13 protein-coding genes are annotated in these 22105 nt (G+C 70.7%); 11 read left to right on the top strand and 2 right to left on the bottom strand.

What is annotated here, in order from left to right; genetic code table 11:
• Positions 1-100 precede the first annotated feature (100 nt).
• The 3 genes from CLM62_RS00385 (at position 101) to CLM62_RS00375 (ending at position 4299) form a co-directional block, all read left to right on the top strand.
• A complete protein-coding gene (locus CLM62_RS00385) occupies positions 101-1360 on the top strand; it encodes an MFS transporter (RefSeq protein ID WP_095747858.1) in 1260 nt (419 codons plus the stop codon).
• 349 nt (positions 1361-1709) lie between these two features.
• Complete coding sequence (locus CLM62_RS00380; RefSeq protein ID WP_143658888.1) at positions 1710-2495, top strand: DUF6333 family protein; 786 nt, start codon at positions 1710-1712, stop codon at positions 2493-2495.
• Positions 2496-2853: 358 nt separating this feature from the next.
• Positions 2854-4299 (top strand): aldehyde dehydrogenase family protein, encoded by a 1446-nt coding sequence (locus CLM62_RS00375; protein ID WP_095747856.1) that lies wholly within the window; start codon positions 2854-2856, stop codon positions 4297-4299.
• A gap of 97 nt (positions 4300-4396) precedes the next feature.
• Here CLM62_RS00375 and CLM62_RS00370 read toward each other — a convergent pair whose 3' ends face one another.
• Positions 4397-7237: a glycoside hydrolase family 3 C-terminal domain-containing protein gene (locus tag CLM62_RS00370; protein ID WP_095747855.1), complete on the bottom strand. Its 2841-nt coding sequence runs from the start codon at positions 7235-7237 to the stop codon at positions 4397-4399.
• Between the two features lie 354 nt (positions 7238-7591).
• On the opposite strand from CLM62_RS00370, the gene CLM62_RS00360 reads away from it, so the two are divergent.
• From CLM62_RS00360 to CLM62_RS00330, 7 genes are all read left to right on the top strand, one after another.
• Positions 7592-9271, top strand: a complete 1680-nt coding sequence (locus CLM62_RS00360; RefSeq protein WP_095747854.1) for an extracellular solute-binding protein — start codon at positions 7592-7594, stop codon at positions 9269-9271.
• Positions 9271-10323: a sugar ABC transporter permease gene (locus CLM62_RS00355; RefSeq protein WP_095747853.1), complete on the top strand. Its 1053-nt coding sequence runs from the start codon at positions 9271-9273 to the stop codon at positions 10321-10323. Before CLM62_RS00360 ends, CLM62_RS00355 begins: the two co-directional genes overlap by 1 nt.
• On the top strand, positions 10320-11246 hold the full coding sequence (locus CLM62_RS00350) for a carbohydrate ABC transporter permease (protein WP_095747852.1): 927 nt from the start codon (positions 10320-10322) through the stop codon (positions 11244-11246). Before CLM62_RS00355 ends, CLM62_RS00350 begins: the two co-directional genes overlap by 4 nt.
• Before the next feature lie 133 nt (positions 11247-11379).
• On the top strand, positions 11380-13593 hold the full coding sequence (locus tag CLM62_RS00345) for a sialidase family protein (RefSeq protein WP_095747851.1): 2214 nt from the start codon (positions 11380-11382) through the stop codon (positions 13591-13593).
• Complete coding sequence (locus tag CLM62_RS00340) at positions 13593-15563, top strand: beta-galactosidase (protein ID WP_095747850.1); 1971 nt, start codon at positions 13593-13595, stop codon at positions 15561-15563. The genes CLM62_RS00345 and CLM62_RS00340 overlap by 1 nt, the downstream gene beginning before the upstream one ends.
• An 80-nt stretch (positions 15564-15643) precedes the next feature.
• On the top strand, positions 15644-18010 hold the full coding sequence (locus CLM62_RS00335; protein WP_095747849.1) for a glycoside hydrolase N-terminal domain-containing protein: 2367 nt from the start codon (positions 15644-15646) through the stop codon (positions 18008-18010).
• Positions 18011-18048: 38 nt separating this feature from the next.
• Complete coding sequence (locus CLM62_RS00330) at positions 18049-18777, top strand: hypothetical protein (RefSeq protein ID WP_095747848.1); 729 nt, start codon at positions 18049-18051, stop codon at positions 18775-18777.
• A gap of 46 nt (positions 18778-18823) precedes the next feature.
• On the opposite strand, the gene CLM62_RS00325 is transcribed toward CLM62_RS00330, so the two are convergent.
• The gene (locus tag CLM62_RS00325; RefSeq protein WP_095747847.1) at positions 18824-21010 is read right to left on the bottom strand and encodes an alpha-galactosidase; all 2187 of its coding nucleotides are present in this window, start codon (positions 21008-21010) and stop codon (positions 18824-18826) included.
• A gap of 22 nt (positions 21011-21032) precedes the next feature.
• Here CLM62_RS00325 and CLM62_RS00320 point away from each other — a divergent pair, with 22 nt between their 5' ends.
• Positions 21033-22079, top strand: a complete 1047-nt coding sequence (locus tag CLM62_RS00320) for a LacI family DNA-binding transcriptional regulator (protein WP_095747922.1) — start codon at positions 21033-21035, stop codon at positions 22077-22079.
• The last annotated feature ends 26 nt before the right edge of the window (positions 22080-22105 follow it).

The raw sequence follows: 22105 nt of genomic DNA, 5'->3' as shown, positions 1-22105 counted from the left end.
GCTCGGTTCCATTGGCGTGATCCACGGAGATCTCCGCAGGTGTGCCACGGCGCCGGGCCGATCGTGGCTCGACCAGGACCGGGCCGGGACGGAGCTGACAATGACCGGTACCCATCCGGACCGAGCCGGCGGCCGGGACCCGGGGATCATCGCGGTACTCGGTGCGTTCGTTCTCAACGGCGCGCTGCTTGGCTCGTGGGCCCCTCGGGTGCCGGCGCTGGCCGCGCAGATCGGTGCGGAGGAGGGTGCGCTGGGGCTGTCCCTGCTCGGTGCCAGCGTAGGTATGATCGCCGCTTCGATTCTCGCCGGTCGGCTGTGCGCGGCGTTCGGCGCTCGCGTCGTGATGACGGTGGCCGGCGTTGCCGGGTCAGCGATGCTTCCGGCTCTGGGACTGGCGAGGTCGCCCGTGACGCTCGGCCTGCTGCTGATCGTACTCGGCGCAATGGTCGGCGCGATGGACGTGGCGATGAACGTGTCCGGCGTGACAGCGACCCGGCGGACCGGTCGGGCGATCATGCCGCTGTTCCACGCGGCCTTCAGTTTCGGCACGCTGGCCGGTTCGGTCGGCGCTGCGGTCGCGGCCGGACAAGGGTTGGCTCCGAGCCGTCATTTTGTCATCGTCGCGGTGATCTGCGGCGGCGTCACCGTCGGCATCGCCCGCTGGATTCCCGTCGAGGAACAACTGAGGGTGCCCGCAGAGGGCGGGCGCGCCGGGCGGGCACCGTTCAGGCGACCGGCGCTGTGGCTGCTCGGCGGCGTGGCACTGTGTGCCTCGATAGCCGAAGGAGCGACCGCGGACTGGTCGGCGCTGTTCGGTGTGCGGGAGCGCGGTCTCAGCGAGGCCACCGGCGCCCTGATCTACTCGTGCTTCTCGATCACCATGGCGTGCACCCGCTTGTGCGGTGAGGCGATCCAGCGTCGTTGGGGCGCACCACGGATGCTCATCGGGGGTGCGGCGATCGGTGGGCTGGGGCTGGCCACCGCGGTCATGGCGCCGTCGCCGGCGCTCACCTTCGCCGGCTTCGCTGTCGCTGGTGTCGGTTTGGCGTACGCGTCTCCCGTCGTCATGGAGTTGAGTGGCGCGGCCGGGCGACGGGCCGATGGGGGCGGTGGTGAGCGCGAGGTCGCGTTTGCGACAACCATTGCCTACAGCGGGTTCTTGCTCGGCCCTCCGATGGTGGGCGGGGTCGCCGAGCTGACCAGCCTGCCGGTCGCGCTCGGCGCTGTCGCGGTGCTCGTGTCGTTGATCGGCCCGCTGACTCTGGCCGCGGGTACTTTCCGGCGCCGGGAGTTGTCGTCGGCCGAGGAGTCAGCGGCGAACCCCGCCCGGGGCACAGCGATCCGGCGCAAAATGGGCTGAGCCCGCCGCCACGGTCGTGGGTGCGGGGGTTCGTCAGGATGTGCAAGCGCTGCGTCGTCGTGGAGTGCGTCCGCGTGTACGCGCATGGCCCCAAAGACGGCGGCCTATCGATGGCGGGGAGCGGCGCGGGGCGTGCGGAAGTGCGGCGGGTGCTGCGGGAGCGGCCCAGGTGTACGTGAGTGTCGCAGTAGCGCGCTAGTGCGACACTTCGCTGAGACCGCGGTCCGGACCCGGTCCGTGTGCTGTCGCACCCTCGCGCATCAGGAGCTCGGAGCGGAGCCGACGGCCCCGCCGGCTTCGGGCAGGAAGGTGCTTGGCCGCTGATGGCGGGCTGCGGCATACTCGCCGCATGCGGCCTGTCCCTCGCCCCGTGTCCGAGGCCCCGGATCACAGGGGGTTCGCGCATCTGGTCGTCGTCCACCCGCCGTTCGCCGCGCCGGTCCTGCCTGACCAGCGGCCGTCGGCGGCCCCCGCCCACGACCCGGAGGCGGCCCGGACGGCGGTGCTCGGCCTTTCGACGGTCTCGGCGGTGCGGCGTGAGCGTGCCCCGTCCCGGCTCGCGCTTCCGAAGAGTCCGGTCCGCAGGAAGGACCTGGATGAGGTGAGCGTGGCCGTGTGGGGCTCCACGGTGAAGATCACCGATCCGGCGCTCGTCGAGGACGGGATGCAGCCCGACGCGCTGGAGGACGAGTTCCGGGCGCAGAAGAAGAAGTATCCGGAGGCCCTGGTCGTCGCTGTGTGCTCGCTCAACTTTCGTTTCCACTATACGAAGTTGCTCGCCGCAGCGCCGAACATCCCTGATGTGAAGATCGAGGGCCGCTGGGTGCTGCAGACCACCGGTGAACCGCGTGCCGTTCTGGCCGCCGCCGGGGTCGATCTCGACGAGCTCGACGCCGAGTACGGCGACGAGTTCGCCCCCGAGTGCGGGGACGATGGCGGCGGGCTCAGCGATTTCGACGGCTTTCTCCACATGCTCACCGGGGGTGCTCTGGGCGTCTACGCGGACGAAGAGCGCGTCCACTCGACATTCGTGGTCAAACGGAGCAAGCACGGCAAGGACTGCCTCCGCAGGATCTGGCTTCCTATAGGTGCGCGTCGCGCGATGCTCCGGCTCCTCGGGTACCGCAACCTGTGAGTGACGTAGTCCCCGTAGCTACCGTCTCGTGTGCGCCCTCTGCAAGTCATAGGAGCCGTACGCGGGCGGAGGCTTCTTGCTCGCTGAGGCCGACCAGTTCTTCAGGAGTGACACGACGTCGAACCGCCGATGGCATCGGAACTGCGACGACAACTAGAACGATCCACAGGTCTTGACTATTACTCTGCGGCGGTGCCGGTCGGGTCGTCCTCGAGCCGCACCCCCACCCACCACGCCAATCCGGCGCACCTCCCACCTCCACCAGTACGACTCGGACAAGCGCCCCCCGCCCACCCCCGCCCTACCGTGGACCCCGACACCACGCACACCCCCACCACGGAAGGGCCGGAACTCCACGATGACTTCCACCCACGCCTTCTGGCTCGCCGGCCGCCAGGCCACCGGCGAGGACACCTTCGACGTCACCTCCCCGTGGGACGGCCGACTGGTCGGCAAGGTCAGCGTCCCCACGGACGCCCACGTCGAAGAGGCCATCGCCGCCGCCTACGCCGTCCGCGAGGACTTCGCCGCCACGCCGGCCCACGTGCGCGCCGCCGCCCTCGACCACGTCAGCAAGCGGCTCGTCGAGCGCACCGAGGAGATCGCCCGGCTGATCTCCGCCGAGAACGGCAAGCCGGTCAAGTGGGCCCGGGGGGAAGTCGGCCGCGCGGTCTCCGTGTTCCGGTTCGCCGCCGAGGAGGCCCGGCGCTTCAACGGCGGTGAGGCCCAGCGCCTCGACACCGACCCCGGCGGCCAGGGCCGTCTCGCCCTCACCCGCCGCTTCCCGAAGGGCGTCGTCCTCGGCATCGCGCCCTTCAACTTCCCGCTCAACCTGTGCGCCCACAAGATCGCACCCGCGATAGCGGCAGGCGCGCCGATCATCCTCAAGCCGGCACCCGCCACCCCGCTCTCCGGCCTCGTCATAGGCGAACTCCTCGCCGAGACCGAGCTCCCCGCCGGGTCGTGGAGCATCCTCCCCGTAGCCAACGAGCGGATGCCCGCACTCGTACAGGATCCGCGCCTGCCCGTCATCTCCTTCACCGGTTCCGACAAGGTCGGTTACGCGATCATGGACTCGGTGCCGCGCAAGCACTGCACCCTGGAGCTGGGCGGCAACGGCGCCGCCGTCGTCCTCGGGGACTACGCCTCCGACGCCGACCTCGACTGGGCCGCCACCCGCATCGCCACCTTCTCCAACTACCAGGGCGGCCAGTCCTGCATCTCCGTGCAGCGGGTCATCGCCGACGCCTCCGTCTACGACCGCCTGCTGCCCCGCGTCGTCGCCGCCGTCGAGAGCCAGGTCACCGGCGACCCCAGCGACGACAAGACCGACGTCGGGCCGCTGGTCAGCGAGGACGCCGCCAAGCGCGTCGAGGCGTGGGTCCACGAAGCCGTCGAGGCCGGGGCGAACCTCCTCACCGGCGGCAAGCGGGACGGCGCCTCGTACGCGCCGACCGTCCTCACCGACGTACCGGCGGACACCACGATCTCCTGCGAGGAGGTCTTCGGGCCCGTCCTGACCGTGCAGAAGGTCGACGGGGAGGCCGCCGCCTTCGCCGCCGTCAACGACTCCAAGTTCGGCCTCCAGGCAGGGGTGTTCACCCATGACCTGCAGGTCGCCTTCCGTGCCCACCGCGCACTCGAGGTCGGCGGTGTCGTCATCGGCGACGTGCCCTCCTACCGTGCCGACCAGATGCCGTACGGCGGCGTCAAGCAGTCCGGCATGGGCCGCGAGGGCGTGAAGTTCGCGATGGACGACTACACGTACGAGCGGGTTCTCGTGCTGACCGGGCTCACCCTCTAGCTAATGGCAACCATTTTCAGCTAAGCTGCCCGAAGGGGCCCGGCATCGATGCCTTCCGGTGCCGGGCCCCTTCTTCAAGTCGGCCTCGTCCGGACCCTCAACCGGAGAAGCCGACGCGCGCAAGCCGCAACGGGCCGCGCAGTCTGAGGTGCACGTCGTGCACGCCCTCGGCGACGATCCCGGCGCCGAGCGTGGTGTAGTCGTACGGCCCGGAGTCCGACGCGTCGGCCGTCAAAGTGGCCAGTACCGGGCCGCCGTCCAGCGAGATCTCGACCGCGCCCTCGCCCGCCACCGCGGCCGTCACCTCCGTGACGCCGCCGCCGAAGTCGCAGGACCGGTACAGCAGTTCACCGGTCCGGCCCTCCGCCGCCGTCACCGCGTCGCCCGAGGTCTTCGTACGGTCCACGATGTCGATGCCGCTCTGCTCGTCGAAGTCCGCCGCGTCCAGGCCGCGTTCGCGGACGGCGCGTGGGGCGGCGGGCTCGCCGTCGAGCAGCACGGTCGTACGGAGGCGGATGTCCTCGCTGGAGGCGCCGGCCAGGATCTCGTACGGACCCGGCTCCAGGCGCCAGCGGCCGCCCTGGGCCACGTCCCAGAACTCGAGGACGGACAGGGGGAGTTCGAAGGTGAGCTCCGCGCGGCCACCGGGGGCCAGAGTGATCCTGCGGTGCGCCGCCAGCTCGCGGCGCGGGCGCGGGACCGTCGGGTCCGCGGCGCGTGTGTAGAGCTGGGCGACCTCGTCGGCGGTGACGTCACCGGTGTTCGTGATCGTGAAGGAGACATGCAGTGTCTCGCCGTCGACCCGTGCCGTCAGATCGCCGTACGAGAACGAGGCGTACGACAGCCCGTGTCCGAACGGGAACAGCGGCGTGCCCTCGAAGTAGAGGTACGTCTGGCGGCCGCCGATCACGTCGTAGTCGAGGAGGTCGGGCAGGTCGGTGTCGTCGGCGTACCAGGTCTGCGGGAGGCGGCCCGCGGGGGAGACGTCGCCGGCCAGCACGCGGGCCAGGGCGGTGCCGGCCGCCTGGCCGCCGTGGGCCGTCCACAGCGCCGCCGGGAGGTCGGCGGTGTCGACCGCGTACGGGTACGCCGAGACCAGCGCCAGCACGGTGTTCGGGTTCGCGGCGCGGGCGGCGCGCAGCAGCCGCTCCTGCTGGGCGGGCAGCCGCAGGGTCGTACGGTCCTCGGTCTCGCGGCCGTTGATGTGCGGGTCGTTGCCCGCGACCACCAGGACGACGTCGGCCTGTGCGGTGACCCGGGTCACCGCGTCCTCACCGCGTTCGACGATGATCAGCTCGAACGTTTCCGGATGCTCGTCGGCAACCTTTGCTCCGTCGGCGGCGACAGAGACGTGGCGACCCGTACCGACATGCCTGAGGAGGTGTCCGTTCTCGTGCGGTTCCAGGCGGAACGTCTCCTGGACGATCCAGCCTCCGGGCTGGTCGGCGGAGGCGCGGAGGTAGCCGTCCTCGGCGACCGAGAGGTAGCGGCCGTCGGGCGCGCGGAGCGTGAGGACGCCCTCGCCCCAGTCGACGAGCGCGAGTTCCGTGCCGGTGGCGTCCGCGGTGAGCGGGGGAAGGTCCGTGCGGCCCGCGAGGAGGGCCGGGTCCAAGGCGCCCTCGGCGCCGCGTACCTCGTCGGCGGTGTCCTTGGCCTCAGGCACGTGGAGGAACGTGCCTGCGGAGGTCTTCAGCAGTACCCGGTCCACGCCCTCCGCGAACTCCACCCGCTCGGCGCCGAACCGCTCGTACAGGCCCTCCAGCGGGGTGGAGCGGTGGATCAGCGTGCCGCTGTACCAGTCCAGCTTGCACTCGTCGGCGAGCAGACCGACCACGGCGATACGCGTGTCGAGGGCCAGCGGCAGCACGCCGTCGTTCTTGAGCAGCACGATCGCCTGCTCGGCGGCCTCCTGGGCGAGCGCCCGGTGCTCCGGGGTGTCGAAGTACCGGGTGTCGGCGTACGGGTCGTCGTGCGGGTCGAACTCGCCGAGCCGGAAACGGACCGAGAGCTGGCGGCGTACGGCCGTGTCGATGTCGCCCTCGGTCAGCAGACGCTGTTCCAGGGCCCCCTGGATGCGCGCGACGATCTGCGAGCTGTCCGTGCCGTGGTCGGTGAAGCTGTCGACTCCGGCGAGGAGGGAGGCGGCCGTGGCCTCCTCGTGGGTGTCGAAGTAGTGCTCGGAGTCGACCAGGTTGGAGGGCGCGCCCGCGTCCGAGCAGACCAGCAGTTCCTCGTCCGTCCAGGCGCGCAGGTGCTCGCGCAGGTAGGGCGAGACGTGGTTCGGGCGGCCGTTGACCAGGTTGTACGCCGGCATCACCCCGGCCGTCGCGCCCGCCTCGACCGTCTCGCGGAAGGCCCGCAGGTCGTACTCGTGCAGCACGCGCGGGCGGACCGAACTCGACGCGGTGGACCGGTCCGTCTCGTTGTTGTGCGCGAGCCAGTGCTTGAGGACGGGAGCGGTGCGCCAGTACGTCGGGTGGTCGCCGCGCAGGCCGTGCGTGTACGCGGCGGCGATGGCGGAGGTGAGCTTGGGGTCCTCCGAGTAGCCCTCCTCGTTGCGGCCCCACAGGGGGTGGCGGAGGAGGTTGACGGTCGGCGACCAGACGTTCAGCCCGACGCGGTCGTCGCGGGCGCGCATGGCCCGGACCTCCTTGGACACCGCCTCGCCGACCCGTCGTACGAGATCCGTGTTCCAGGTCGCGCCAAGGCCCACCGCCTGCGGGAACACCGTCGCCGGGCCCATCCACGCCACTCCGTGCAGGGCCTCCTGGCCGGTGCGGAAGGCGGCGATGCCGAGGCGCTCGACCGCGGGCGCGAACTGGTGCAGGAAACCGACCTTCTCGTCGAGGGTCAGCCGCGACAGCAGGTCGTCGATGCGCTTCGCGAACGGCAGCTGCTGGTCGCGGAACGGCGGCGTGGGCGGCGTTTGTGCGGTCACGTGGGGTTCCCTTTGCTGTGGAGCGGCGACGCGCTTTCGAAGCGCTTCGATGCTCATTCGATCCGGGGGTGGTGTCAAGAGACACCGGGGCAACAAGTCCGACTCCTGACCGTTATTTCAAGCGGCATAGAAGAGCGGTCGACTCCTCTACACCTCGGAGGAATCTTGGAATCGACCCTTGTGCACCCCCATGCCTTCACTTAACCTCGCAGCAACATCGAAGCGCTTCGACTACTTCGACTATCTCGATGATCGAGGAACCGGGGCCGCTTCAGCTCAGCCAGTTCCACTCAAGACACCGCAGCCGACGGCTCCCCCGCCGGGTGTCCTGGTGCGCCATGAAGGGTTGACGCAATGACGCCGAACGCCGCTTCCGCCTCCTCCGGGCCGAGCCGGAGAAGCTTCCTCGCCTCCACCGCGGTCGCCACCGCCGCGGTGGCGGGCGGGATGCCGCTGCTCTCCGCCTGTGGCGGTTCGGACAGCGGGTCGCGTGAGGGGACCACGTCGGGCAAGGCCGCGGACAAGCTGCTCCCGACGTTCGTCGCCAGCGCGGTCGCCAAGCCGGACCTGCCCTCGAAGAACGGTTCGGCTTCCGGATACACCGGCAAGGTCGAGCTCGCGGCCCTCGCCACCTCGGTCCCGGAGAAGCTCGGCACCGGCGCCCCCTTCAAGATCATGTCCCCGTTCTGGGGCTCCCCACCGAAGGCCGGCTGCGCCTACTACAGGGCACTCGACGCCGCCGCGGGCACCAAGGTCACCTGGCAGAACCAGGACGGCAACACCTATGGCGAGAAGCTCGGCGCCGTCCTCGCCTCCAGCTCCATACCCGACATGGTGGTCGTGCCGGGCTGGGAGCTGGTCGGCAAGATCGCGAACGCGGTCACCGCGAAGTTCATGGACCTCGGCCCGTACCTGGCGGGCGACAAGGTCAAGAAGTACCCGAACCTGGCCGCGATCCCCTCCGACGCCTGGCGCATGGGCATCTTCGGCGGTGCGCTGCGCGGCATCCCGATGCCGGCCGCCACCGCGAACTGGATCACGCCCTTGTACCGCAAGGACATCTTCGACAAGAAGGGTTACTCGGTACCCAAGTCGCCCGACGAGTTCATGAGCTGGGCCAAAGAGGCCACCAGCTCCAAGGCCAAGGTGTGGGCCTGCGGTGACATGACCTGGTCGGCGTGGAGCATCTTCGGGGTCCGTGGCTCCGGGACGATCGGCTGGGACATCGGATCCGACGGGAAGCTGACGTACCGCATCGAGCAGCCCGAGTACCTGGAAGCCCTGGAGTGGGTCCGCAAGCTGTTCGACGCGGGCGTGGTCCACCCCGACGACAAGGCGCGCTCGGGCGACCAGGGCCAGCGGTTCACCGCCGGGCAGATCCTGGTCTACAACACCAACATCGCCGACTGGTACGGAAAGACCGCCGAACAGGCCCAGTCCAACCCGGACCTCCAGATCGACGCCATCGACCTCTTCGGCGCGGACGGCGGCAACCCGACGCTGTACGCGTCGCAGCCCGCCACCATCTGGTCGCTGATCCGCAAGGGCGCCTCGAAGGCGACGATCGAGAACGCGCTGGCCGCCGCCAACTTCTCGGCGGCGCCCTACGGCACCAAGGAGCGGATGCTCGTCGACTACGGCGTCGAGGGCACCCACTACACGGTCAAGGACGGCGTCCCGGTCAAGAACGACCTGGGCAACTCCGAGGTGCTCAACGCCTGGGTGATGCTGGCCGCGCCGGCCGCCTACTTCGCCCACCCCGACTTCCCCGACGTCGCCCGCAAGCAGGTCGAGTGGCAGCAGCGGATGGGCGCCTTCATGAAGAAGACGTCCACCTTCGGCATGAACATCGTCGAGCCGACCCGCTACGCGAACCTCTCCAGCCAGTTCGAGCAGCTGGAGCTCGACTACGTGCGCGGCAATCGGAAGCTGTCGGACGTGCAGGCCGCCATCTCCACCTGGAAGTCCTCCGGCGGCGACAAGCTGCGCGACTGGTACAAGCAGCTCATCGACAAGAACGGCAGCGGCAACTGATGTCTCTCACGGCCGGGAGCAGGCCCGACGGGAGTCGTCCCCCCGCGGCCGTCGAGGAGCCGACGGCCGCGGTCGCCACGGTTGTGGAGAAGGAGCGGGTGCCGCGCAAGGCGGGCAGGGCGGGCAAGATTCCCTGGCGGATCCGGCTGCGCCGCGACCGCGCACTCATCCTGATGACGCTGCCCGTCATCGTGCTGCTCCTGATCTTCAACTACGTCCCGTTGCTCGGCAACGTCGTCGCCTTCCAGGACTACGACCCGTATGTCTCCAGCAACGGCATCACAGCGATCTTCCACAGTCCCTGGGTCGGCGTCGAGCAGTTCTCGCGGATGGTCGACGACCCGCTGTTCTGGGACGCCGCGCAGAACACCATCGTCCTCTTCGTGCTCCAACTGGTGCTGTTCTTCCCGATCCCCATCGCCCTCGCGCTGCTCATCAACAGCGTGATCAGGCCCCGGGTCCGGGCCGTGGCGCAAGCGATCATGTATCTGCCGCACTTCTTCTCGTGGGTCCTCGTGGTCACCGTCTTCCAGCAGATCTTCGGCGGCGCGGGCATCATCGCCCAGACCCTCGAGGACCACGGGTGGAGCGGCTTCGACCTGATGACCAACGCGGACCTGTTCAAGTACCTGGTCACCGCGCAGGCCGTGTGGAAGGACGCCGGCTGGGGGATCATCGTCTTCCTCGCCGCGCTGGCCGCGGTCAGCACCGATCTGTACGAGGCGGCAGCCATGGACGGCGCGGGGCGCTGGCGACGCATGTGGCATGTGACGCTGCCCGCTCTGCGCCCGGTGATCGCGCTGCTGCTCGTGCTGCGGGTGGGTGACGCGCTGAGCGTCGGATTCGAACAGTTCCTGCTCCAGCGGGACGCGGTCGGCGCGGGGGCCAGCGAGGTCCTCGACACGTACGTGTGGAACATGGGTATCCAGAACGGCGACTTCAGCTACGCGGCCGCGGTCGGCCTCGTCAAGGGCGCCATCGGAGTCTGTCTCGTCCTGGGCGCGAACAAGTTCGCGCACCTGCTCGGCGAGCAGGGGGTGTACAAGAAATGAGCCTCAACACGCAGCTCATCCGCAGCCTCAAGGCTCCCGCCCGCCCCGTGTGGGAGGAGCCGCCCAGCAAGGTCGGACTCACCGCCAAGGGCGGCTTCCTGGTCCTGTGCTGCCTGGGGGTGCTTGGCCCGCTGTGGATCGTGATCGTCACCAGCCTCTCCCCGAAACCCGTGATCGACCGGGTGGGCGGTCTCGTCGTGATCCCCCAGGGCATCACCTTCGTCAACTACACGGAACTGCTCAGCGGCGGCCAGGTCAGCCGGGCGATCATGGTCTCGGTCGGTGTCACGCTCTTCGGCACGCTGTTCTCGATGACGGTGTCGGTGCTCGCGGCCTACGGCCTGTCCCGGCCGGGCAGTCTGGGCCACCGGTTCTTTCTGATGACCATGATGGCGACCATGTTCTTCGGGGCCGGCCTCATCCCGACGTACCTTCTGGTGCAGTCGCTGGGTCTCACCGACACCTATCTGTCGCTGATCCTGCCGAGCGCGGTCAGCGTCTTCAACATCCTCGTCCTGCGGGCCTTCTTCATGGGGATCTCCCCGGAACTCACCGAGTCCGCCCGCATCGACGGGGCCAGTGACCTGCGCATCCTGCTGACCATCATCATGCCGCTGTCGCGAGCGGTGCTCGCCGTCATCTCCCTGTTCTACGCGGTCGGGTACTGGAGCGCCTGGTTCAACGCCTCCATCTACCTCACCGACCAGCAGATGATGCCGCTGCAGAACGTGCTCATCCAGCTGGTCCAGAAGAACAGCGAGGCGCCGACCGGCCTCCAGCAGGCGGTCCGCACCGGACAACTCTCCGCCCTGGGGCTGCAGATGGCTGTCATGGTTCTTGCGTTGATTCCCGTTGCGGTTGCCTCCCCCTTCGTCCAGCGGCACTTCAAGAAGGGCATGCTGACCGGCGCGGTCAAGGGCTGACACCCGCCCTTCTCCCCTCCCCTTCCCCCTCATCCTCGCCGCGGCCGACCTGCTCCTAACCGGCGGTCGGCCGCGGCGACCCCGGACCTCCCCATTCCCTGCTTTCCCCGAGCCGCACAGAACGAGGTATGTCATGCACGCGTCGCGCTTGAGCAGACGAGCCGTTCTCGCCGGGACCGCGGCCGCCGCCGCGCTCACGAGCCTTCCCACTCTCGCCGGTCCCGCCCGGGCCGCGGAGTCCGCCACCGCCCCCGCCTACCGCTGGCGCAACGCCGTCCAAGGCGGCACCGGCTTCGTCACCGGCATCCTCTTCCATCCCTCCGTCCGCGGCCTCGCCTACGCCCGTACCGACATCGGTGGCGCCTACCGGTGGGACGACCGCACCGCGAGCTGGGTCCCGCTGACCGACCACATCGGCTGGGACGACTGGAACCTGCTCGGCGTCGAGGCCATGGCCGTCGATCCGGCGCACCCGAACCGGCTGTACCTCGCCCTCGGCACCTACGCCCAGTCCTGGGCGGGCAACGGAGCCGTCCTGCGGTCCGAGGACCGTGGCGCCACCTGGCAGCGCACCGACCTCACCGTGAAGCTCGGTGCCAACGAGGACGGGCGCGGCTGCGGCGAGCGGCTGCTCGTCGATCCGCGCAACAGTGACGTCCTGTGGCTGGGCACCCGGCACGACGGGCTGCTGAAGTCGACCGACCGGGGGGCCACTTGGGCCACCGCCTCCGGCTTCCCGGGCAGCCCGAACGCGGGCGGCCAGGGCGTCACCCTCCTCGTCGCCGCCGGGCGCACGCTCTACGCCGGCTGGGGTGACAGCGACGGCACCACGGCCAACCTGTTCCGTACCGCCGACGGCACCACCTGGGAGGCCGTCCCCGGCCGGCCATCCGGCACCGCCGCCAAGGTGCCGATCCGCGCGGCCTACGACCGGGGCACCAGCCACCTGTACGTGACGTACGCCAACGCGCCCGGCCCCAACGGCCAGTCCAACGGCAGCGTGCACAAGCTGTGCACCCTCAACGGCAAGTGGACCGAGGTCACGCCCGTCAAGCCGGGCGGCACCACCGCCGACGGCTCGGCCGACAACTTCGGCTACGGCGGTGTCGCCGTCGACGCCCGTCGGCCCGGCACGCTCGTCGTCTCCACCAACAACCGGTGGGCGGAGGTCGACACGGTGTTCCGCAGCACCGACGGCGGACGCACCTGGACGTCCCTGAAGGACACGGCAGTCTTCGACGTCTCCGAGACCCCCTACCTCAAGTGGGGAGCGGACAAGCCGAAGTTCGGCTGGTGGATCCAGGCCCTCGCCCTCGACCCGTACGACTCCCGGCACGTCCTCTACGGCACCGGCGCGACCATATACGGCACGCGGGACCTGAGGAACTGGGCCCCGCAGATCCGCGGCCTGGAGGAGGCGTCCGCCCGCCAGCTGATCTCGCCCCCGGTCGGAACGGCGCACCTGATCAGCGGTAACGGGGACATCGGCGTGATGTACCACGAGTCGCTCACGGCGTCCCCCTCGCGCGGCATGGCGTCGAACCCCATCTTCGGGTCGGCGACGGGGCTCGCCCAGGCCGCGGCCAAGCCGGCGTACGTGGTCCGCAGCGGCTGGGGCGACAACGGCAACGGCGCCTACTCGAACGACGGCGGGCAGACCTGGGCGCCCTTCAAGGCCCAGCCCGCCATCGCCAAGGACGCACCGGGGCCGATCGCCACCAACGCCGACGGCAGCGTGCTGCTCTGGGTCTTCGTGCACTGGGACGGCACGAAGTACCCCGCCCACCGCTCCACGGACAACGGCGCCACCTGGTCCGAGGTCACCTCCTTCCCGAAGGGCGCCACGCCGGTCGCCGACCCGGCCGACCCGAGGCTCTTGTACGCGTACGACACCGACACGGGAACGCTGTTCGCCAGCACCGACAGTGGCCTCACCTTCACCGCCCGCGCCACCCAACTGCCCTCCGGCGACAGCCAGTTCGAGCTGGTCGCGGCGCCGGGACGGAGCGGTGACCTGTGGCTGTCCACCAAGTGGAACGGGCTGTACCGGTCCACCGACGGGGGCGCCACCTTCTCGAAGGTCCCCAGCTGCTGGGCCTCGTACTGCCTCGGCTTCGGCAAGGCCGCGGACGGTGCCGACTACCCGGCGATCTACCTGGTCGGGTCCACCGAGACCATCACCGCCGTCTATCGCTCCGACGACGGCGCGAAGAGCTGGGTGCGGATCAACGACGACGCCCACCAGTGGGGCTGGATCGGCGAGGCGATCACCGGTGACCCGCGCGTGTACGGCCGCGTCTACCTCGCCACCAACGGGCGCGGCGTCCAGTACGGGGAGCCCGTCTGATGCCCGACCTCAGCCATGTGACCCGCGAGCGCGGCATCCTCTACGGCGGCGACTACAACCCCGAGCAGTGGCCCGAGGAGACCTGGCACGAGGACGTCCGTCTGATGAAGGACGCCGGCGTCAACTCCGTCACCCTCGGCGTCTTCTCCTGGGCGAAGCTGGAACCCCGGCCGGGGGAGCGGGACTTCGGCTGGCTGGACCGGCTGATGGATCTGATTCACGACAACGGCATCGGGGTCGTCCTCGCCACCCCCACCGCCTCGCCCCCGCCCTGGATGGGCCACCTGCACCGCGACACCCTGCCCGTCGACCAGGACGGCCGTACCGAGTGGTGGGGCGGCCGCCAGCACTTCTCGCACTCCAGCGCCACCTACCGCCGGTACGCCGCCGCCATCACCGAGGACCTCGCCGCCCGCTACGGCACCCACCCGGCCCTCACCCTGTGGCACATCAACAACGAGTACTGCACCTACGACTGGAGCGACGAGGCCGCCGCCCGTTTCCGCCGCTGGCTCCAGGACAAGTACGGCACGCTCGACGCCCTCAACACCGCCTGGGGCACCGCCTTCTGGAGCCAGGGCTACGGCGCCTGGGACGAGATCCACACGCCCCGCCACGCCCACTACCTGAAGAACCCCAGCCAGGTGCTGGACTTCAAGCGGTTCACGTCCGACATGCTCCTGGAGTGTTACGTCGCCGAGCGTGACATCGTCCGCCGGGCGACCCCGCACATCCCCGTCACCACCAACTTCATGCCGCTGTGGGTCGGCCAGGACGCATGGCGCTGGGTCGAGGAGGAGGACGTCGTTTCGGTCGACCTCTACCCCGATCCGCGCGACCCTCTCGGCGCCCAGAACGGCGCCCTCGTCCAGGACATGACCCGCTCCCAGGCCCGCGGCCCCTGGATGCTGATGGAGCAGGCGGCCGGCCCGGTCAACTGGCGGGGCGTCAACCACCCCAAGCCCCGCGGACTCAACCGCCTCTGGTCGCTCCAGGCAGTGGCCCGGGGCGCCGACGCGGTCTGCTACTTCCAGTGGCGGCAGTCCCGGCAGGGCGCCGAGAAGTTCCACTCCGGGATGGTCAGTCACGCGGGGGAGGAGGGCCGTACGTACCAGGAGGTGAAGCAGCTCGGCGCCGACCTCGCGAGGATCAGCGGCGAAGTGGCGGGCAGTCATTCCGACAGCGACATCGCGATCCTGCATGACTGGCACGCTTGGTGGGCCGGCGCCCAGGACGGCCGCCTGTCCACGCACGTCGACCACCCCGACCTCCTCAGAGCCTGGCACCGCGCCCTCTGGGAGGCCCACCTCACCACCGACTTCGCTCACCCCGAGCACGACCTGAGCGCGTACAAGCTGGTCGTCGTCCCCCAGCTGTACGCGCTCACGGACGCGGCGATCGAGAACCTCCTCGCGTACGTCCGCGATGGCGGCACCCTCGTCAGCGGCTTCCTGACCGGCATCGCCGACGAGGACGACCGGGTGCGGACCGGCGGGATGGACGCCCGGCTGCGCGAGCTGTTCGGCATCCGCACGCTGCACGAGTGGTGGCCGCTGGACGCGGGGGAGACCGTCGAGTGCGACGGCTTCCGCGGCACCCTGTGGTCGGAGGAGATCGAGAAGACCGAGGACGCCGAGGCGGAGGCCGCGTACAAGGGCGGGGAGCTGGACGGTTTGCCCGCGGTGCTGCGCAAGGGCCGCGCCCGGTACGTCTCGACGCTTCCCGAGCCGGAGGCGCTGCGCGACCTGCTCGCCGGTGTGGCCGCCGAGGCCGGGGTTCGTCCCGTGCTGGATGCCGTCCCCGCCGGGGTCGAGGTGGTCCGTCGGGGTGAGTTGCTGTTCGTCCTCAACCACGGGCGCGAGTCCGTGACCGTCGAGGTGCCGGGGGCCCCTCACGACGTACTGACGGGGACGGACGTCGAGGGCGAGCTCACCCTCGGCCGCTACGGAGCGGCGGTGCTCAAGCCATGACCGGCCGTGCTGAGGCTGGGACCGGCCGTGCTCAAGCCATGACCGGCCGTGCTCAAGCCATGACCGGCCGTGCTCAAGCCATGACCGGCCGTGCTCAAGCCGTGACGGGCCCTGCTCAAGCCATCACCGACGGCCCCGTCCACGGCACGTGGGAGCCGGAGCCGGCCGCCCGCTGGGAGGACGCCTTCCTGGGCGGCAACGGCCACCACGGCACCCTTGTGTTCGGTGATCCGAACGACGAACGCGTCATCGTCACCCACCACACCCTGGTCCGCCCGAACGGTGGGGAGCGCGCCCGGCCGCCCCAGCTGGCCGCCGAACTCCCCGCGCTCCAGGACCGGTTGCTGGCCGGTGAGTCGACCGCCGCCGAGACCTTCACCGACGGCCGCGACCTCCAGTGGGTGCAGCCCTTCCACCCGGCCTTCCAGATACGGCTGCGCGCGATGCGGCCCGCCGAACCGCGCCGGTACCGCCGCTCCGTCGACTTCACCACGGGCGTCGCGACGGCGGAGTGCGAGGGCTTCGGCAGCCGGGTCTTCGTCTCACGCGCCGATGACGTGATCGTCCACCACCTCTCGGCACCGGACCTGGACATCGCCCTCGACCACCGGCTCCCGGGCGCACCCCACGACCTCGCCGTCGGCCACGGAGCCGTCCTCACCCCCGAGGGCGCCCTGCTCACCCTGCGCGCCCGCTACCCCGGCAGCGACCGCGGGTACACCGGAGTGACGCTCGTCGTGGTCACCGGCGGCCGTACGTCGCTCACGCCTCCCGGCCTACGGGTCACCGGCGCCAAGTCCGTCCTGCTGCTGACCCGCGTCCTGCGCCACACGGGCGGGGCGGCCGTACACCGCCCGGACGGACCGGCCGTACACCACCCGGACGTGCCGGCCGTGCGCCACGCAGACGGGCCGGCCGCACGCCCCCCGGACGGCCCGGCCGCCCCCGAGCCGGACGCCCTCGCCCACGCCCGCGCCCTCGGCGACCTGCTCCCCGACGACGAGGACCCGTACGCCGGCCTCCTGGCCCGTCACACCGCGCTGCACCGCACCGCCTACGAGCGCGTCGCTCTCGACCTCAACGCCGACCCCGCCGAACGCGCCCTCCCCGGCTCCGAGTTGCTGGAACGCCCCGACAGCCCAGCCCTCCTTGAACGCCTCTTCGCCGCCGGCCGCTACCACCTGCTCTCGGCCAGTGGAATGCTTCCGCCCCGCCTCGTCGGCCTGTGGACCGGTGACTGGAACACGGCCTGGTCGGGGGCCTTCACCAACGACGCCAACCTCAACCTCCAGACGGCTTCAGCGGCAGCCGCCGCCCTCCCCGAAGTCACCGAGGCACACGCCTCCCTGATCCAGCGTCAACTGGCTGACTGGAGTGAGAACGCCCGCGCGGTCTTCGGCGCCCGCGGCGTCGTCGCGCCCGCGCACACCGACGGCGAGTCCGGGCTGACGTACCACTTCAGTCGCGAATATCCGCTCCACCTGTGGACCGCCGGCGCCGACTGGCTCCTCAAGCCCCTCGTCAACCACGACGAGACCCGCGGCGAACGCGACCCGCGCACCGCCCACGCCCTCGCCCAAGTCGCCCTGTTCTACGAGGACTTCCTCACCCGTACCGACGAGGACGGCCACCTGATCGTCGTCCCCTCCTACTCGCCCGAGAACCGCCCGGCGAACGCCAGCTGGGGCGCGATCAACGCGGCCATGGACCTCTCGGCCGCCCGGCACGCCCTCCTCACCGCCGCCGACTACCACCTGGAACATCAGGAGCATCCGGAACAGGCAGACCGCTGGCGCGCCCTCGCCGACCGGCTCCCGCCCCACCGGATCAACGCCGACGGCGCCCTCGCCGAATGGGCCTGGCCCGGCCTGGACGACACCTACGACCACCGCCATCTCAGCCACCTCTACGGCGTCTGGCCGCTCGACGAGATCACGCCGTACGACACCCCGGACCTCGCGGCAGCCGCCCACCGCGCCCTCGAACTCCGCGGCGCCGAGAACGACTCGGCCCACGGCCACCTCCACCACGCCCTCGTCGCGGCCCGGCTGCGCGACGGCGGGCGGGTCGCGCACGCCCTCGGCCAGGTGCTCAAGGGGGACTTCTTCCACGCTTCCCTGATGAGCGCCCACTACCCGAACCGCGACGTCTACAACGCGGATGCCGCCCACACCCTGCCCGCCGTGCTCGTCGAGATGCTCGTGCAGTCGACGCCGGACCGGCTGGTTTTGCTGCCCGCGCTTCCCGCGGCGTACCCGAAGGGCGAACTGCGTGGCATCCGCACCCGGTTCGGTGCCGAGATCGACCTGACCTGGAGCCCGCACGAAGCGACCGCGGTCGTACGCCCCACGCGCACCCACCGCATCGAACTCCGGACTTCCTCCGGCGCTGAGCCGCTCAACCTCGTCGCCGGAGAAGAACGCGTCCTCGCCCTGGGGACGTGGTAACTCCCCCCGCAATTCCCCCCACCCATGGAAGGGACACCATGGCAACACGCACACTGAGCAGAATCGGCAAGGTCCTGCTGCCGCCGGCCCTCGCGCTCGGCGTCACCATCGGCATGGCCTCCGCCCCCGCCTCCGCCGCGGTCTGGAACTCCTGCGACCAGTGGGGCAACACCAGCCTGAACGGCTACACGCTCTACAACAACATCTGGGGCGGCGGCGCCGGCAGCCAGTGCATCTGGGCCAACTCCGGCACCAACTGGGGTGTCTGGGCCAACCACCCCAACACCGGCGGCATCAAGTCCTACCCGAACGCCAAGAAGGTGATCAACAAGTCCATCACCTCGCTGGGTTCGCTCAACAGCAGCTACAACGTCACCGTCCCGTCCTCGGGCGCGTACAACACCTCGTACGACGTCTGGGACACGGACTACGACTACGAGATCATGCTCTGGGTCAACTACAACGGGGACGTCGGCGCGCTCGGCTCCTACCAGGGCAACGCCACGCTCGGCGGCCACAACTGGAATGTCTACAAGGGCCGGGTCACCCGGACGGACGGCACGTACTGGGACGTCTTCTCGTTCCTGCGCACCTCGGACTCCACCTCCGGCACGGTCCAGATCCTCCCGGTCCTGAAGTGGATCAAGGACACCAAGGGCTGGATGGGCAACGAGACCATCGGCGACGTCCAGTTCGGCTTCGAGATCACCTCGTCGTCCGGCGGCCTCGACTTCCGGACCAACAGCATGTCGGTCACCAGCAGCTGACCGAACGCCCGAGCCGGCGCCTCGGCACCGGCTCGGGCCTCGTCTCCTACGCGCCCGAAGTGAGCCGGATCAGCAGGACGCCCGGTGTGCGCGGCAGCGACACCCGCAGTCCGTTCCCGTCCCAGACCGCCGCGCCGGCCGTCGCGGCGGACGGGTGCAGGATCTCGGCACAGACCTCATCGCCCAAGTGCTCCACTGGGACGTGGAGTTCGCTCTCCCCGCCGCGCCGCCACACCGAGACGTACGACGGTCCGTCCGGCACCCTCATCCCCAGGGCCAGCCACTCGTCCGTCCACCCCGGCAGACCGAGCGGCCAGAACGGCACGGCCTTCTGGAGGTCCCCGCGGATCGCCCGGTACGCACCCACCGCGTCCCGTACGAGGCCGAGTTGGTGTTCCGACATCCGGTCCAGATGGCCGGACAGATGGATCCGCCCCAGCAGCGCACCGCCCAGCGTGAAGGTGATCAGGTCGTCGTCGAAGGCGGGCTGCGGGTAGGCCCAGACGGCGCCCTGCTCCGGCGGGACCGCCGTCGGCGCCGCCGCGGCGATCGCCGGGTAGCGCAGCGGATCCTGCTGGTCGCTGGTGGACTGGAGCTGGGCGACGGCGAGCGTGGCCCCGTCCATCCGCATGCCGCCCGAGGCGCAGTTCTCCACGACCAGACCCGGATGCCGGTCCAGCAGCTCGGACAGCCAGTCCAGATACGCCTGGGCATGGCCGAGCAGCCCGGCCCCCGGCGCGAGGTCCCCGTCGGCACAGGTGCCCGGATCGACCACGATGTTGTAGTCCAGCTTGAGATAGCCCACGCCCCAGTCGCCGACGATCCGGTCCACCGTCTTGTCGAGGTGGGCGCGGGCGGCCGGGTGGCGCAGATCGAGCTGGTGGCGGCCCTGTTCGGCGAGGCGCACGCCGTCGCGGCGGAAGAAGGCCTCCAGGGGGAGGGCGGACGCGATCGGGCTGCGCACGCCGACGACCTCGGGCTCCAGCCACAGCCCGGGCACCATGCCGCGCTCCCGGATCCGGTCCAGGACCGCCCGGATCCCGCCGCCCGGGAAGCGGCGCGGCGAGGGCAGCCACTCGCCGACGCTGTCCCACCAGCCCTCGGTGTCGTCGTCGTACCAGCCGGAGTCGATGCAGAAGTACTCCGCCCCGGCCTCGGCCGCCGCGTCGATGAGCGGCAGCAGCTTCTCGGTCGTCGGGTCGCCCATCAGCGTGTTCATGTAGTCGTTGAAGACGACGGGAAGCGCCTGGTGGTCGGGGTGGGGGCGGCGTACGGCACGGCGGTACGACGTCAGCGCGCCCATCGCCTCGTCGAATCCGGAGCCGAGGGCCACCACCCCCGGCACGGTGGTGAACTCCGCGCCCGGCGCGAGCCGGACCCGCCACTGGTGCTCCGCGTCCGTGGGACCGTTCAGCGCCAGATACGTGCCGTGCGCGTGTTCGCCCAGGTCCCAGCGCCAGCCGGCCGGGGACTCGACCTGCCACAGCCAGGTCCGGCCGCCGCCGCGTTCCGTGACCGCCCCCATGGCCAGGTGGCCGTCGGTCGGCCAGCTGCCGCGCCCGGTGAGGACGAGGGCGGCCCGGCTGTCGTGCTGGTGCGCGCCGACGTTGATGTCGGCGACCGTGTCGCGCAGCGGCTCGGCGTGCCAACGGCACTCCGCGAGCCAGTCGTTGCGCGCCCGGTGCACGTCGAGGGCGTCGGGGGAGGGCAGGCCGCCGAGCAGCAGGCTGCTGACGGACTGGACGATCAGGGGCCGCGTGCCGTCGTTGCGGAGGCGGACGCGGGAGCGGAGCACGGGCAGGCCGGTGGGGGAGGTCAGCTCGACGAAGGCCGTCAACCCGGTCTCGGGGTCGTGGAGTTCGACGGTCAGCCACTCCCAGCCGGTGCGGCTGCCGCTGTGATGGTCCCGGTATCTCAGGCGCGAACCGAAGGCCGTGCCCGTGAAGCGCGGGCCGGACCAGCCGCTGCCATGCCCGAGCGCGGTCAGTTCGAGGAGGGGGAGGGTGGATTCCCGGCTGACCCGCGGTGAAGTCTCACCGGGACGGCCGGGACGGCCCAGTCGGACCAACCGCAGCGTGCCGTCCGACGCGGTGGCGAACTCGGCACCCAGCGCCGAATGGCCCCAACTGAACCTGAACTGTGGGTCGTTGGAGGCCTTGCGCGCCGAATCCGCCGTACCGGTCAAGGTGGTCCCCCTCGTGAATCCCTCGTTACGGTCTCTTGACGACCGCATTGTGACCGGTCACAATCCTGGCATGAATGTGACCGGTCACACAAGGCGCCCGGCGAGCATCAGGGACGTCGCGACCGCAGCCGGGGTCTCCTACCAGACCGTCTCCCGGGTGATCAACGGCCATCCCAGCGTCAAGCCGTCCACCCGGGAACGGGTGCTCGCGGCCATCGACGAGCTGGGCTTCCGCCGCAACGCCACCGCGCTCGCCCTGGCCAGCGGGCAGCGCAGGGCCGTGACCGTGCTGACCGCCAACACCACCCACTACGGCTACGCCTCCATCCTCCAGGGCATCGAGGAGGCGGCCCGCGCCGCGTCCTACGCGGTCGGGATCGGAGTCCTGGAATCGGCCGACGAGGCCGCCGTCGCCGCCGAGGTGCAGCGGGCGGCGGACGCGGGCGGCGGGCTGATCGTGATCGCCTACGATCCGGCCGGTGTACGGGCCCTGGGCGCCGTCCCCGTCGAGCTGCCGGTCGTCGGCGTCGTCGAGACCCCCGCGAGCCCGCCCGACCCCGGCCGCCCCTGGGTGTGGACCGACGACCGCGAGGCCGCCTACGAGGCGACCCGCCATCTGCTCGCCCTCGGCCACCAGACCGTGCACTACGTCGCCATACCGTCCAGCACCCGCCGCACCAGCGCCCGCACCACCGGCTGGCGGCAGGCGCTCAGGGAGGCCGGAGCGCCCGAACCCCGTCCCGTGCAGGGCAGTTGGGGCCCGGCGGGCGGCCACGCGGCCGGCCTGAAGCTCGCGCAGGACCCGGCCGTCACCGCGATCCTGTGCGGCAACGACGATCTCGCGCTCGGGGTGTTGCGCGCCCTGCACGAGACCGGCCGGTCCGTCCCCGGCGAGGTCAGCGTGGCCGGGTTCGACGACGCCCCGCACTCCGCCTATCTGACCCCGGCGCTGACGACCGTACGCCTGGACTTCACCGGCCTCGGGCGGGCCGCGTTCGCCCTGCTGCACGGGGTGCTGGAGGAGTCCGCGCGGATCGCCCCGCACCCCGTCTCCGTACCGGAGCTGGTGGTGCGGGAGAGCTCGGGGCCGCCGACCCTCCCGAGGAACTCCTCGTAAACGCCCAGCTGTTCCGAGTCCTGCCC

It is taken from the genome of Streptomyces sp. SA15, assembly GCF_002291145.1.
Taxonomy (GTDB): Bacteria; Actinomycetota; Actinomycetes; order Streptomycetales; family Streptomycetaceae; genus Streptomyces.
This window is presented reverse-complemented; position numbering and strand designations above follow the sequence as displayed.